The 14,137-nt window shown below is 39.9% G+C and carries 13 protein-coding genes and 1 riboswitch; of the genes, 1 reads left to right on the top strand and 12 read right to left on the bottom strand.

From position 1 onward, the window contains the following. Positions 1-132 precede the first annotated feature (132 nt). From BUB11_RS24380 to ribB, 10 genes are all read right to left on the bottom strand, one after another. Positions 133-1,182, bottom strand: coding sequence for a PhnD/SsuA/transferrin family substrate-binding protein (locus BUB11_RS24380; RefSeq protein ID WP_073033019.1), 1,050 nt, complete (start codon positions 1,180-1,182; stop codon positions 133-135). Positions 1,183-1,325: 143 nt separating this feature from the next. After that, the gene (locus BUB11_RS24375) at positions 1,326-2,033 is read right to left on the bottom strand and encodes a phosphonate C-P lyase system protein PhnL (RefSeq protein WP_073033017.1); all 708 of its coding nucleotides are present in this window, start codon (positions 2,031-2,033) and stop codon (positions 1,326-1,328) included. Further along, positions 2,034-2,660, bottom strand: a complete 627-nt coding sequence (locus tag BUB11_RS24370) for a DapH/DapD/GlmU-related protein (RefSeq protein WP_073033015.1) — start codon at positions 2,658-2,660, stop codon at positions 2,034-2,036. A gap of 128 nt (positions 2,661-2,788) precedes the next feature. Beyond that, positions 2,789-3,634 carry an ATP-binding cassette domain-containing protein gene (locus tag BUB11_RS24365; RefSeq protein ID WP_073033013.1) on the bottom strand — a complete coding sequence of 282 codons (846 nt, stop codon included), beginning with the start codon at positions 3,632-3,634 and terminating at the stop codon, positions 2,789-2,791. Between the two features lie 10 nt (positions 3,635-3,644). Beyond that, positions 3,645-4,490, bottom strand: a complete 846-nt coding sequence (locus BUB11_RS24360) for an alpha-D-ribose 1-methylphosphonate 5-phosphate C-P-lyase PhnJ (protein ID WP_073033011.1) — start codon at positions 4,488-4,490, stop codon at positions 3,645-3,647. Positions 4,491-4,527: 37 nt separating this feature from the next. After that, positions 4,528-5,622 carry a carbon-phosphorus lyase complex subunit PhnI gene (locus tag BUB11_RS24355; protein ID WP_073033009.1) on the bottom strand — a complete coding sequence of 365 codons (1,095 nt, stop codon included), beginning with the start codon at positions 5,620-5,622 and terminating at the stop codon, positions 4,528-4,530. Beyond that, a complete protein-coding gene (gene phnH / locus BUB11_RS24350) occupies positions 5,623-6,225 on the bottom strand; it encodes a phosphonate C-P lyase system protein PhnH (RefSeq protein ID WP_073033008.1) in 603 nt (200 codons plus the stop codon). It abuts the gene before it with no gap. 72 nt (positions 6,226-6,297) lie between these two features. Beyond that, a complete protein-coding gene (gene phnG, locus BUB11_RS24345; RefSeq protein WP_073033006.1) occupies positions 6,298-6,720 on the bottom strand; it encodes a phosphonate C-P lyase system protein PhnG in 423 nt (140 codons plus the stop codon). A 461-nt stretch (positions 6,721-7,181) separates the two neighbouring features. After that, positions 7,182-7,886, bottom strand: a complete 705-nt coding sequence (locus BUB11_RS24335; protein ID WP_073033002.1) for a GntR family transcriptional regulator — start codon at positions 7,884-7,886, stop codon at positions 7,182-7,184. 250 nt (positions 7,887-8,136) lie between these two features. After that, entirely contained in the window at positions 8,137-8,796 is a 660-nt protein-coding gene (ribB, locus tag BUB11_RS24330) for a 3,4-dihydroxy-2-butanone-4-phosphate synthase (RefSeq protein ID WP_073033000.1), read from the bottom strand. Positions 8,797-8,914: 118 nt separating this feature from the next. Beyond that, positions 8,915-9,060: riboswitch (FMN riboswitch) on the bottom strand. Between the two features lie 243 nt (positions 9,061-9,303). Between ribB and BUB11_RS24325 the strand changes: the two genes are divergently transcribed. After that, the gene (locus BUB11_RS24325; protein WP_073032998.1) at positions 9,304-9,963 is read left to right on the top strand and encodes a response regulator transcription factor; all 660 of its coding nucleotides are present in this window, start codon (positions 9,304-9,306) and stop codon (positions 9,961-9,963) included. Between the two features lie 36 nt (positions 9,964-9,999). Here the strand turns inward: BUB11_RS24325 and BUB11_RS24320 are convergent, their stop codons facing one another. Then, positions 10,000-12,627 (bottom strand): response regulator, encoded by a 2,628-nt coding sequence (locus BUB11_RS24320; RefSeq protein ID WP_242947742.1) that lies wholly within the window; start codon positions 12,625-12,627, stop codon positions 10,000-10,002. A gap of 130 nt (positions 12,628-12,757) precedes the next feature. After that, positions 12,758-13,741: a sugar ABC transporter substrate-binding protein gene (locus BUB11_RS24315; RefSeq protein ID WP_073032994.1), complete on the bottom strand. Its 984-nt coding sequence runs from the start codon at positions 13,739-13,741 to the stop codon at positions 12,758-12,760. Between the last annotated feature and the right edge of the window lie 396 nt (positions 13,742-14,137).

Here is a 14,137-nt window from a genome sequence, read left to right as displayed (position 1 = left end):
ACTACACTTCCTTTCTCTTATTAAATGAAAAGAGAGGGTCAAAACAACCTTGCCATTATCTCATCATGGTTATGGTTGTTTCAACTCCCCTCCAATAAACCTAATCCCAGATAGTCTCTTGGATCTTATTAGTTATTTGCTCAGTTCTCTGATCGGGTTATACCAAGCATCTTCAGTGGTAAGAAAACGCTGCGGCGCTTTGAACATCCCTTTATATTTAGAATCCTTTGGCAAGAAAATCTTTTCATTCTTGGTAACCTCATCCGAGGTAAGCGCTTGAGTGATTGCGTCAATAGTTTTCTGGCTTAAAGCTCCGGTATTGACAGCGATTGGTGCATTAATGACTGGGGTGGATTTGATGACTACATATTGCGTACCAGCTAGTTTGCTGAACGGATCAGCAGCGTCCTTCTTGACTGTATAGACAGCTCCCGGCGTATTGTCTGTTCCTGAAGTGAGATCCACATAGTTGACTACATCAAAATCGTCGACTGCTGAGACATCGGATTTATCTGTGAGTAAGTTGACTAAAGAAAGTTGATGAGAACCCCCGAAGATTACTTGACTGAAAAATTTATCACTGCCCCCTTGCAGCAGATCTTCTGCCTTCAGGGTCTTCCATTTGTCTTGCTTAGAGAAATGGGAAACGATTCCTGCTGAAGGTACTTTAAATCCAGAGGTCGAACTTGTTGATACAAATGAAATCTTTTTCCCTGCTATGTTATCTATGGCATAGTCTGAGCCGGATTTGTATTGATCTTCATTGCCTTTCTTAACGAGCAAACGACTATAGTACATAGCATCTTTCAAAGTACCTGAGTCTCCGCTGTTGACCACGAGGGGAAGAACCTTAGGATTTTTTTTGTGAGCCTCAACATAAGATTCTCCTCCTACAAAGGCAAGTTGGGCATTGCCACTGGCCAGGGCTTCAACGGTAATAGCGTAATCTGTCGTTAATTTGTCTACCACTTTTATACCAGTGGCCTTTTCAATGACGTTGCAGATTTCTGCCCGAGCATCTTTGAAATCATCGGAAGCATTATTCGGTAACCAGGCAAAGGTGATGACTTCAGGATCTTTGACATCCGTACCTGAATTCGACGAAGAATTTGCTGATCCACACCCTGTTATAAGAGACAATATTAAGATGATAACAAGTGCAAGTAAAGTAACTTTTTTCACGTTTATTCTCCTCTCATTTTCGGAGTTGAAACCTACCGAAGCAAGTTTCCTAATCCGATACCTTGAATTTACCATTTCTCTAACTGCTCTTTAATTTTACCTGACCATAGTTAAGCCCCCATTATGAAACTGTAAGATTTAAGTTAAAGTTCAAGATCAGCCAGTTTCCCATCACGCATTGTGTATTCTCGCGTACAGAGGTTTTCCATGAATTCAATATCATGGAATATCCCGATCATAGTAGTACCTTCTCTTTTCAATTGCTCGATAAGTTCTCTTACTTTCAATTTGGAGGCAGGATCCAAACTGGCAGTTGGTTCATCCAGCAGTAACAACCTTGGACGCTTTACCATCGCTCTAGCAATATTCAAACGCAGCTTTTCCCCTCCAGAGAAGGTACCGGGATAACAATCCCATAATTCTTGATCCAACTCAAAATGTTCTAACATCTTAACTGCTTCCAATTCTGCTCGTTCTTCCTCATACCCCATCTCCAAAACTGCTTGCTTCACAAGTTCCCTCGCTGTTGTCCTAGGCATAATGTTTAAGAATTGCGATACGTAGCCAATCTCATATTTCCTCAGATAAATCATCTGCCGCTCCGATAATTCTGCCAAGTTAATAAGTCCAAACTTTTTGGAGTGATACCATATACACCCTTGCTGTGGCGCGTAGGTACGATAAATACACTTAAATACCGTTGATTTTCCACTGCCACTTTTCCCAGTGATACCGACAAATTCACCCTCTTTTAAATCAATACAAACATCGCGCAATGCCTCAATATGCTTGTTTAAATTATGGATGACAAACGTTTTGGATAAATGCTCAATCGCCAGTATCTTTTCCATTCAATCACCCCCCGCATTAAAATACTTATCTGTGAATTCGTCAATGGGCAGGCAAAAATCATCCAACCTTTCTTTAATAATTTCATACGACCAATCCCACCACTTGATTTCTTCCAGCTTTCGAACGCAATCTTCAGTAAATCGTTGCTTAATTGGTTTGGCAGGCACTCCTGCCACTACCCGATAGGGGGCAACATCTTTAGTCACAACCGCGCCACTGCCCACTACTGCCCCGTTGCCAATCGTTACACCAGGCATGATAATCACCCCATGTCCAATCCAGGTATCGTGGCCGATCTTAATTTTTTGCTCCATTCGCCACTGGAAAAACGATTCATCGTCCGATTCAGCCAAGTCATACTTCATCCGCCGATAAGTAAAGTGGTGCAAGGAAGGCCTTTCCAGAGGATGAAAGACCGGACCAATCCGCACCATATCTGCAATGTTGGAAAACTTGCCTACATCAACATTTTGCAATGTACAAAAACGACCTGTATAGGAAAAATCATCTAACTTAACATTTTCAAGAACATTATAAATCCCGATCTCTGCATATTTACCTAACTCAGCATTGGACACTTGACAGTTCTCATTAATAAGTGGTTCTGTTCCCAGCTTTTTAGTCATTTCCATCCTCCTTTTCGCACTTAATCAGTATAAAGATGACACTTCTGATGGGCTCAAACGTCCATAAGCAGTTCAGTAGAACTTACCAATCGCCTGTATAATAATCACCTTTACCGTCCATAGGCTTCCTACAACAGGGACTGTACTAAGTGCTGAGTATATCCATGCTGGGGATCTTCAAGAATCTGATCTGTCAAACCCTGTTCAATAATTCTTCCATCCAACATAACCATCGTCCGATCCGCCAGCATTCTAATAACACCTAAATCGTGAGATACAATGACCACAGTGATCTGTAGCTCCCTTTGGATGGTCTTGATTAAGTCAAGCACACTGGCTTGAACAGACAAGTCCAGCCCTGTGGTAACTTCATCAAGTAAGAGAAGGGGTGGATTGTTAGATAACGCTTTGGCAATTTGCACCCTCTGCTGCATTCCTCCGGAGAAGTTCTTAGGTGCTTCTTTCATGCGATATATTGGTATGTTTACGTGCTCCAGCAATTCTTTCCCCCGGGCTTCCATCTTGCCGACATGTCTGTTTCCAGCCGCAATCAATTTTTCTGCGATATTGCCAATGGATGTAAAGTTTATTCTTAAACCCAAAAGAGGATTCTGATAAACTTTTCCCATCATATGGTTTCTAATGTATCGTTTCTGTTGGGACGATTCTGCAAATACATCCGTTTTTCCATCCTTGTAGGAACTGATATAGGCTTCTCCGCTGCTTACCTCTTGATCAAAATAGAGACACTGCATCAAGGTCGATTTCCCGCTGCCGCTTTCCCCGACCACGCCTAAGATTTCTCCGGCATACACCTCGAACATGATATTCTGGCAGGCATAGACCGTACCGCAGACAGGACAATAATTTTTCTTCAAGCTGTCCTCATTTGATCCTTTGCAGCTCGGACACCCCTTGCCAAATTGTTTATTAAGATTGTTTATTGACAAAACAGGCTGTTCAAACTTAATCATTACAAATCCCTCATCCTGCTGATTTTTGATTTAATCTTTGCAAACAATAGCTGGTATCATTACATTGATAAAAGGTTTCACCCGTTAAGTCATCCAGCATTTCATCCAGAAATACCTCCTTGGCGCCGCATAATCCACAGTATTTATTTTTAAAACCTTCAACTTCGAAAGAAAAGTCTTCAAAGGCAAGGGATTCAACTCTGGTATACGGAGGCACTGCATAGACCTTCTTTTCCCGACCTGCACCCAGCAGAATCAACGCTTGCGAATGATTCAACTTAGGATTATCAAATCTTGGGATAGGGCTGGGGGCCATAACATACCTGTCATGAACCATAGCCGGATGATCCGCCCCTGTCGACATAGTCCCGTAATTCATAATTTGCTCAAATAGCATGAGCCAAGCACCGCTATACTCCTGTTCCGCATGAAGTTTTTTGGTTTCTAATTCACTCGGCTCATAATATCTCAAGGGTTCTGGCAACGGCACTTGAAGAACCAGGATTTGACCTGCTTGAAGGGGTATTTCCGGAATTCTGTGTCTCGATTGAATAATGGTTGCTTCGCTCGTTTCGTCCGTTACTTTGATACCAGTAGTTTTAGTGATAAGTTTTTTAATATTGACGGCATTCACTGACTCATCTGAACCTTGGTCAATTACCTTCAAGATGTCTTCCTTCCCAACTAGAGAAAGGGTTAGCTGGAGCCCCCCTGTTCCCCACCCCCTGGCAATCGGCATTTCTCTGGAAGCGAAGGGTACCTGGTACCCCGGAATAGCAACTGCTTTCAAGGTTGCTCTTCTAATCTCTCGTTTAGACCCCTCATCGAAAAAGGCAAAATTGTACTCGATTCTCATATCTTCATCTCCTCAAGGTTTTCACTGTTGGCATTCCTTACTTTTTTGTCTTACGTACACTGTCCAGCTTAGACTGGAATGTCACATAGTGAGGTAATTTGAGATGTGAAATGAACCCTGTGGATTCAACGGAATCAATATGCAACAGGACAAACTCTTCATTATGGGTCGGATACTCTGGATTAGCAGTTTCTAGACAACGGTCCAAAATGCTCATTGCGATTGCTTTAGTTTCATTTTGCCCATAACAAATGCCGTAGCCAATCTCAAATTCAATCTCTTTTTCTCCGTTTCCCTTTTGGACTTCTGCGGGAAACAAAGTCTCTACTTCGGTGACTTTGATTTCTCCGATATAATAAGCATCCTCGTCTTCCTTCTGATCCTGGAACGGACTATCTACATAGATGGGCAGCTTGCCTATTCTCAATTCCCCTACTGTCGGATGCAACGCCCCATAACTGCGCAAGGCTGCATATCCTAAGGAAGTAACTGCCCCTGTCTGCCCCCTGGTCAAGATCTGTAACCGTTGACTGCGGCTGGTCGGAAAATGCAAACTTTCTTTAGTAACATCATCTGGCTCGTCAGAATTAATTTCGAAAGTGGGGATCAGTCCTTCCTCCCGTAAATAATCCAAGGTTTTGGGCAGATTGGACAAATCCGCCTGATCATTGTCAACTCCTCTTTCTAAGGCATACTCGCGTAACCATTCAAGGGCATCGTGCTCGGTTTCCTCATTCAAGTCAAAATCAATTAACCGATGAGTGTAATCATTCGCAGTCCCTAGAATCTGTCCCCCGGGAATTTCCTTAAAGCTCGATGAGATTCTTCTCTCCACAGACATGTCCTCTGATTGAACTGTCCGGGAGTAATGTTTGCGGGGTAACGTTGAACGATAGGCTCTCAACAAAAACACAGCTTCTTCAGGGCTTCCTTCCGCTTGTTTAATGGCCATGGCTGCCAGAGTTTCACTGTAGAGGCTGCTTTCTGACATAACCTGGTCGATCAGACAACGCATACCACCTTCAATTTGCTGAAACTTCAGGACGGTACCCTTTTTAAGCCGCTCATACTTCAGGCGTTTAATTGATTCTTCGATAGCTTGAATTCCGCCTTTGACTGCAACGTATCCCATTTATCCAGCCACCTCTTGCACTATTTGAGTTGTTCGCGGAAGACATAAAATGTTAGTATCCCTATCTGTAAAGATTAGATCGATTCCTAAGGGATACTCCGAGTTTTTTTCTGCTCGTAAATCAACCCAGCTGTAGTTTGTTTTCACTGAGATATAGCTTTCTATTTCTATCCCTGGACCAATTAAGGTTAAATCTCTGTCATTACTCACTGAATCAGCCTCAACGATAATTGTTGCCGCTTTGTGAGGGTCATGCAAATCTCCTGGACAAGCAGAGTTGATAACCTGCTCAAATTCCTCCGGATCCGCATCCTTTAAGACTAGAATAAAATCCGCACTCTCTATTTCTGTTGCTTTGGCATAGGTCAACTGATTTATTAGTTCAGCAATTTCAGCCTCACGTTTGGAGCATACTTTGAACTTCACTTCTGTATCAAACAACATTAATACCATTACTAAGGCTGCAGGAGGGATGAAATCGTTGATCTCCATGGCAACCTTGCTGGCCTGATCTCGAATATTGCTGATCAAACCCGGCCTGGACATCGAATCAAGCGTCTTGCGGTAAGCTTCTTGAAGATCATGCACCAAATCCAATTTCATCGTCGTTTTCCTTTCTATAATAAATTCTTTGCCTAATTAAATTCCTTACCTAATTAAATTCCTTGCCTAAAGCTAAACATTCATAGTGTCAAAGTTAACTTTCGTCTTTAAGACCTTATTCATAAAAGTTTGATTTTCCTCATTGATGCGATTCTCCTCAATCAACAATACTTTTGTCCAAGCGTCTGTCTCCGCTAAACTTGCATTATACGCTGCATCAATAACTGCCAGGTTGTGGGCCAGCTCTGGTTGATGCCCTTGGACCATGCCGATTCCTAAAAATCCGTTAATCATGACCTTGCACTCTGTAATCAATACTTCCCCCAGATAAAACAGGCTCTGTTTGGCTTTTTCCCTAGCCTTGATCATAACTAGACCATTATTGCTTTCCTCAATTGTCTTAACCTCATAACTATCTTGTATCTCTTGTGCCAATTTTGCAGGAACATCTGATGAACCTTTGATTAATATCATGGTTCTTCTTTTTCTAATCATCAATCAGCCTTCCTTTGCAAGTGTTTTCGAAGCTGACGCCGCTAGGATTCTGTTTTTCGTTACAGTTCAGCAGCGGCAAGTCCCTGGATAAGTTCAGGTCTACGTAATTATCATAACTTGTTGCCAAGTTGGCCGATGTTAAAACTTTGTAAGCACCTCGTTAAATCTTTGTAAAGCATCTTTCATTTTTGTTTGTTGATTTCGTGAACAGTGTTAGGATTAGCAGGTTATTATAAACTGGGGTTTCCAAGGAGCCATAGGTTCGGACGAGGCAGGCATTGTTACCCTTATGCAACCGACCCCAAACCCAAACATAATAGAGATGATTAAGATTAAAAAAACGCCCTGGATGCAAGTCATTGGAAAAAAATTGCCGTATGCTTTTAAGCATACGGCTAGTCTTGAGAGGGATTTAAAGATGAACTTCGATGTGGTTAAAACCTCTTGGGGAAGCTATCAATCTACGGTATAACATAGGAAAAACAATCACTTCTATACAGAATCTTTATGTACTCCAATACAGTGCCGGTCTCTTTATCTGTGCAGCCGGATTCCAAGACCAAAAGTGGTATTAAATAAGTGCAATTTAAAAGTTTGCGTTGGGATTCCCTGGGAAAGGAAATACTTAAGATGCTGGGCTTTGAGCAAAATTCAGTATATCCTTTGCTATTGTAATATTTAAACATAGATGTAATATCCATACCCACAGTATCGATATCCGTAAATACAGATTTGGCAACATAGGAGATATGAAGGGCGATAGGCTGTTGATCAATATACCTCAATCTTCCCACTTTGAAAATCCTGTCACCTTCATCCGTTTCTAGATAGTCATAAATCCTCTTATTGTATTTGATCTCCCTGCAAAAGATTGTTTCCGAATGGAAATCGTACCCTTTCTCGATCATTTTCTGGCTGAAACTCACATCACCCGAAAGAACAAGCTCAATCTGTTTAGATCTGTCTTTGACATAGCTTCCTTTCCCCTGCTTTTTATAGATATACCCCAATTCTTCGAGTCTTTCATACGCCTTCCGGGCCGTAATTCTTGGCACTTTGAATTGATCTGCTATCGTATTTTCCGATGGCAATTTATCATGGGCGATGTATTTGCCTGAGACAATCATGTAAACTATCTTATCCACTATTTCCATTTCATTTGACATGTCATACACCCACTTTCAAACCTATTATACTAAAATACTTTCAATATGTAAGTTAGGATCTTTTAACAAATGTTACACAGAAAAGGCTGGTAAGGCTTATACTTTCAAATTGCCAGAAACTGAACCTAACTTTGATTGTCTCTGGAGACTGGCAGTGCAGAGCTGTTGCACAAGAAACTAAAATTACTCAGCTTAAAAAAGCTGAGTAATTTTAGTTTCTTGTGGTCTATCTTTTTTTACCGCAGATTATCTAATTTATACTTACACACTGTTCTCGCGCTTTGCGATAGTTTATTATATCATCGACCGTAACCACGGGCATCTCGTGTTTTTCGGCAAAGGCTACGATTTCAGGCAGGCGCGCCATAGTACCATCCGGATTTGTCAGTTCACACAATACACCATAAGGTTTTAACCCGGCAAGCCGCATTAGATCTACATTCGCTTCTGTATGCCCGGGACGCTCCAGTACCCCTAGGGGCTTGGCCCTTAACGGAAACATATGTCCCGGGCGGCGAAGATCATCTGGACACGCTTGATCATCAATCGCTGCTTTCACAGTTGTTACACGGTCAGCGGCTGACACACCTGTCGTGACACCGTTTGCAGCTTCAATAGATACCGTAAATGGAGTTTGAAAACTGCTCGTGTTATTTTCTACCATCATAGGTAAACCTAAGTCGAGGATCTTTTCCTCCGGCAGGCACAAGCAGACGATGCCACTGCCTTCTCGAATTAGCATGGCCATTTGATCATTAGTCAAGAACTCCGCAGCAAAGAAAATATCTCCTTCGTTTTCCCTTTGTTCGTCGTCAGTAACCAAAACGCCCCGGCCTCTCCGCAATGCGTCGAGCGCTTTCTCTACTCTTTCAACTGAGTTTCCAAAACGGGTTAATAAAGTCTGATTCAATGTAATGCGCCTCCTATGTTATAGTCGACTTACTCGAATCAGGGCATACAGACAGACAGCAAGCAAAAGCCAAAAACTCCACCTTAGAATTCTGAAGTGTATTAGATTATGCAGACTACCTTATCCTCTTTCATCCGGACTATACCGTCGGCACTGGCCTTGCACCAGTTCTGCTGACCTCTTCAAAAAAGAAGAGCGCTCGCGGGCTCCCTAGATAACTAGGATACCGCCGGTGGGGACTCTAACCCCGCCCTGAGAATAAGTCATTTAACATTTAGTATACTCTTACTCAATCGTTTGTCCAGCCATTTCTATCCAACTTTTTTCCAGAAGGTTACTTCATATTTTTTGTCTAGAATTCCTTTTCCAATACTACAAACTTCATTTCTCAAAGAACTTCGATCTATACATATCAAAAGTATATAGCTCTCTCACAGTTAGGTTATTGATTTTTATGATATAATGATAGGATATGTTAATTATTTTATTCATAAAAGAGGTTTTTTTATGTTAAAGGTTCTAATAGCAGATGATCAAAAGCTTTTACGGGAAAGCTTTAAAACTATCATAGAAAACAATGGGGATATGAAGGTTGTTGCTTGTGCTGCGAATGGCAGAGAGGCTTATGAATTATGCGGAGAATTTAGCCCTGATGTGGTGCTAATGGATATTTCGATGCCTTTGTGTAGCGGGACTGAGGCTACCAAACTAATTAAGTCTAATTATCCACAGATCAAAGTTCTTATAGTTACAGCTTCTGATGATGAATCAGATGTTTTTGAGGCTATAAGTAATGGAGCCAACGGCTATATTTTAAAGAATGTTGGTACAGAGGAATTAATGCTTGCAATAAAAAGCACTTTCCATGGTTTGCAGATTATGGATAAAGACGTTTTCAGGCATGAATCATTCAATACGTGCCCCAAAGAGACAGTAAAAGTACAAACTAACAAAGTTGCCGTTAATGATATCAATGTCATTATTACAGATAGAGAAATGGAAATTATTCGGATGATTGTAGAAGGAAAAGACAACAAAGAAATTGCTGCCTCCCTGTTTATCGCTGAAGGCACCGTCAAAAATACCATAACTACAATCATCTCAAAACTTCAACTTAAGGACAGAACTCAACTCGCTGTATTTGCCATAAAAAATCATTTGGTATAACTCGCTGCGCTGCCTTCTGCTCCCCTTCAGCGGCTGTTAATCAAAATACTTTCCGATTTTTTCCTTGAGCACTTCCATTGTGACTGGTTTGCTAATATAGTCATTCATACCGGCTATAATACATTTTTCTCGATCCCCCTCCATTGTATAGGCGGTCATGGCGATGACTGTCGTATCTTTATTCAAAATACTCATCTTTCTGATTTGATCTGTCGCTTCATAACCGTCCATTACAGGCATTTGACAGTCCATTAGTATAAGATCATATTTTTGGGTATTACAAATCTCAACCGCCTGTTTCCCATTAGTTGCCAGATCTACTGAATAACCGAGTTTTCTCAACATGGTCATTTCTAATCTCTGATTTGCCAACATGTCTTCAACGAGTAAAATAGAAATGTTACTTATCGGAGGAATCTCTTGACTTATGGAGTGCCTTGTAATCAAATTTGCCGTCGAATCTGGAGTTTCTAAAACGATGACCTGAGATATAACGTTAATCAATTCCATCTTTCGGACAGGTTTTGTAAGGTAGCCTGCAAATCCAATCGTTTTGGCTAGCTTTGCATCTCCTTTCTGAGTTGCTGAGGTAATAAGGATAAGTCTGATATCTCTTAACCTTTGAACCTTTAACAACTGTTCTCCAAATTCATAACCACTCATCCCATACATCATATAATCTACAAGGACAACGTGGGGTAAATCTTCTGCGGATAACCCACTAAGGATTTTTAGGCCTTCTATGCCATCTTTTGCACTAATAACCCTGCATCCTGTCTCAACGAGATATTCACGGAAAATCATCCTATTACTTTTATTATCATCGACGATCATTACTTTTAAATTGTTTAAGCTAATAGACCTAGGTTTCTGCTCATCTTCGAGTTGCCTTTTTTCCAGTTCTATTGTAATGATGAAGGTACTGCCTTTTCCTAAAACGCTGACAACATTGATATTACCGCCAATAAGCTCAATTATTTTTTTTGATATTGCTAAGCCAAGGCCAGTTCCTTCATACTTTCGTGTTGTAGAAGCATCTGCTTGTGTGAAGACTTGGAATAATTTTTGCTTAGTTGTCTCGGACATACCAATGCCCGTATCCTGAATTTCGATCTTTAAAAGCACCTTTACCTGACTTTCTTTCAGTAGTTTTACTTTAACTGCCACCTCACCCTTATGGGTGAACTTGACAGCGTTACCTATAATGTTATTTAATAATTGTCTCAATCTGCCAGGGTCCCCTTGAACTCCACTGGGTACTCCACTCGCAATGAATAAAACTAATTCAATATCTTTTTCATTCGCTTTAGGGGAAAATAAGGATACTGATTCTTCTACAAGTCTGTGAAGATTAAACGGAATAGTCTCAATCAACAACTTGCCGGCTTCGATTTTGGAATAATCCAATATATCATTAATTAATAAAAGCAGCGCATCTGTAGATGCTTTAACCTCCGCCAGGTAACTAGCTTGTTCTCTTTCTAGCGGCATTGCTGAGAGTAACTCAATATAACCGATAATCCCATTCATGGGCGTCCTTATCTCATGTGACATATTAGCAAGGAACTGACTCTTCGCTACATTTGCTGCCTCAGCGGCTTCCTTTGCCTGCATTAACTCTAGTTCTGTTTTTCTCTCTTGTTCCAGACTTATGATAAATTTATTAAACCATTTACATAACTCCCCAATTTCATCATTAGATGTTGTCTCTATGCGTGTTTCAAAATCCATAGTCCCTTTTTGTAATTCTTTAAAGGAATTTGTAATTTTTTTAATAGGCACCACAAATATTTTGGAAATTACCAAAGCGAATAATAAGATAAAGAAAAACGAAATCAATACGAACAACATATTATATCTACGGATATCTTCGACTTTATTTAAAATACTTTTTTCAGATATAAGGGCCATAATCATCCATTCGTTTTTAATCGACTTGTCATAAATAACTTGTTTTTTATCCCCTCCAACGCTGGTATTAAACCTGCCTGAATCATTATTTATGTATTTAAGCAGCTCGCCATCTTGTACGCTTCCGATCCATGACTTAACTGGATGATACACGATCCTGTTTTTCCTATCCAAAATCATATATTCCGTATCCTCATATGTACTAGTAAAATGATTATAGAAAACATCAATATCATAGTTTATCAAAAGTAAGCCTATTGGCTTTTCTGTGAAAGTGTTGGGATCGATCTTCTTAAGAACTTTCCCGATAATAATAACTTTATTATTTTTAGATTTTAAGTTAAGGTTATCTTCAATGCCCTGCCAGAGAATTGAATCTCCTGAGTTTATCGCTTCAGTTAACAAATTCTCTTTTGCTTCAATATTTATTTCCTGAACGTTTAAGGTATCTCCGACGTGATAGTGTTCCCCTCTCAGTGAGTATATATCAATCGATATTAGCCCTTTAAGATTAGTAAAACCACTCAATAAATACCCTATTTGGGCTTGAGTTGACAGTCTTTCAAAATCAGTGACTTCTTTTTCGTCCTTAGCCAATACATCTTTGATCTCTTCAATACTTGACAGATTAGCAATTAACCCTTCGACCTCTCCCATGATAACCTCTAGATTGCGTCTCTTCTCTTCCATCAAATTTATTGAGGATTTATCGATTTCATCCTTTAAAATGGATTTGGACTTACTATAAGACATTAACCCAAAAAAAACCAATGGAACAACACAGGCTAGCACTAGATAAATTAAAAGCTTTTGAGCTATATTAAATTTAATTGGAAGATTATTAAACATAAAATAATCCTTTCAAGTAAGATTACTAAATGACCTAATTAATAGTCGACTTCGTAACTAATTTAACATCAATAATACTTTCCTGCGGTTGTTTTTTTCCGTTTAACATTTCAAAAGCAAATTTAACGCCGCTATAACCTTGAATGTCTGCCTGCTGATTTATTGTCACTTGCATTGTTCCTTTAGTAATAGCAGCTCGCGCCTCTGCTAAGTCGTCAAACCCAGCCACCAGTACATCATTCAAGTTAAATTCATCTAAGTATTGTATAGTTCCTAAGGCCATCATATCATTGGCGCAAAAAACTGCTCCAATGTCAGGGTATTGGGTAAACATTGATGAAGTAATATCATAAGCTTCATCAATCTTCCAATTTGCCGTTTCCATCGCAACGATTTGAATGTTCGGATTTTCTCCAAAGGCCTTTATGGCCCCTTTTTTGCGTTGTTCAGCATTATTAGCGTTGCGAATACCTTCTACTATTGCGACTTTCGTCGGTTTTGTGATTTGGTCACTTATGTATTTTGCTGACTTATAAGCCCCTTCTTCGTTATCTACGCTGATAAAGGGAATATCTATTCCTGTGCTTTTCAAAAATGTTGGGTCCAATTTGTTATCAATATTGACAATCGAAATATTTGCGTCATATGCTTTTTTCAGAACCGGGATTAAATCCGTCGAACTTCCCGGTGAAATGACTATTGCATCCACTTTTGAGTTGATAAGTTCTCCCACGACGGCAATCTGTTGCTCGATTGAAGTTTCTTTAGCCCCAGTTTTCACGATCAAATTAATACCTAACTCGTTTTCTGCTTGGCGAGCTCCTTTCTCCATCTCAATAAAAAACGGATTCGTCAGGGTTTTCATAACTAAAGCGATATTCTTTTTATTCTCGTTGCTGGAACCAGCAGTTTGCTGCGAATGCGAACGAGTTGGGTCTGAACTGTTAAAAATCTCTTTACTGCATCCTGCAAGAGATAGGGTTATTAGAACAGATACGCATATTAGAACTCTTTTCATCCAAACGCTCCTTTAGATTATGAGTAATCATTTCTCGAACTCATAAATTGCTCAATATTGCCTGAATAATTAGCTATACTCACATAATATCTAATTTACTTGGTATATATCAGTATCAAATGGCATTAATTCAAATGCCTATGGCACATTTTTCATTAATTATCCATTTTTATAGTTATTTTAATTACGTTCTCAAAAAGTGAACTCGTTCAGCTAAAGCTGAACATAGACTTCGATGGGGGAGTCTACCCAATGTCAGTAAGCTATAGTGCCAATAATTTACAACATATTTCCTTCACTCTAATCGAAAACTCATCTTTGAAAGATTGCTTAAAGTATAAAGGGTAGTCAATCAAACATCTTTTAAAAAATGGTATAACATACTCGGGACTAGTA

The sequence above is a fragment of the Desulfosporosinus lacus DSM 15449 genome, assembly GCF_900129935.1.
Classification (GTDB): domain Bacteria; phylum Bacillota; class Desulfitobacteriia; order Desulfitobacteriales; family Desulfitobacteriaceae; genus Desulfosporosinus; species Desulfosporosinus lacus.
Note: the sequence above shows the minus strand (reverse complement) of the source record. Positions and strands in the feature narration are given on the sequence as shown.

Coding starts and splice junctions, on each gene's coding strand:
- BUB11_RS24375 (WP_073033017.1), bottom strand. CDS start 2,033: ATGGAAAAGATACTGGCGATTGAGCATTTATCCAAAACGTTTGTCATC.
- BUB11_RS24370 (WP_073033015.1), bottom strand. CDS start 2,660: ATGACTAAAAAGCTGGGAACAGAACCACTTATTAATGAGAACTGTCAA.
- BUB11_RS24365 (WP_073033013.1), bottom strand. CDS start 3,634: ATGATTAAGTTTGAACAGCCTGTTTTGTCAATAAACAATCTTAATAAA.
- BUB11_RS24360 (WP_073033011.1), bottom strand. CDS start 4,490: ATGAGAATCGAGTACAATTTTGCCTTTTTCGATGAGGGGTCTAAACGA.
- BUB11_RS24355 (WP_073033009.1), bottom strand. CDS start 5,622: ATGGGATACGTTGCAGTCAAAGGCGGAATTCAAGCTATCGAAGAATCA.
- phnH (WP_073033008.1), bottom strand. CDS start 6,225: ATGAAATTGGATTTGGTGCATGATCTTCAAGAAGCTTACCGCAAGACG.
- phnG (WP_073033006.1), bottom strand. CDS start 6,720: ATGATTAGAAAAAGAAGAACCATGATATTAATCAAAGGTTCATCAGAT.
- BUB11_RS24335 (WP_073033002.1), bottom strand. CDS start 7,886: ATGTCAAATGAAATGGAAATAGTGGATAAGATAGTTTACATGATTGTC.
- BUB11_RS24325 (WP_073032998.1), top strand. CDS start 9,304: ATGTTAAAGGTTCTAATAGCAGATGATCAAAAGCTTTTACGGGAAAGC.
- BUB11_RS24320 (WP_242947742.1), bottom strand. CDS start 12,627: ATGTCTTATAGTAAGTCCAAATCCATTTTAAAGGATGAAATCGATAAA.
- BUB11_RS24315 (WP_073032994.1), bottom strand. CDS start 13,741: ATGAAAAGAGTTCTAATATGCGTATCTGTTCTAATAACCCTATCTCTT.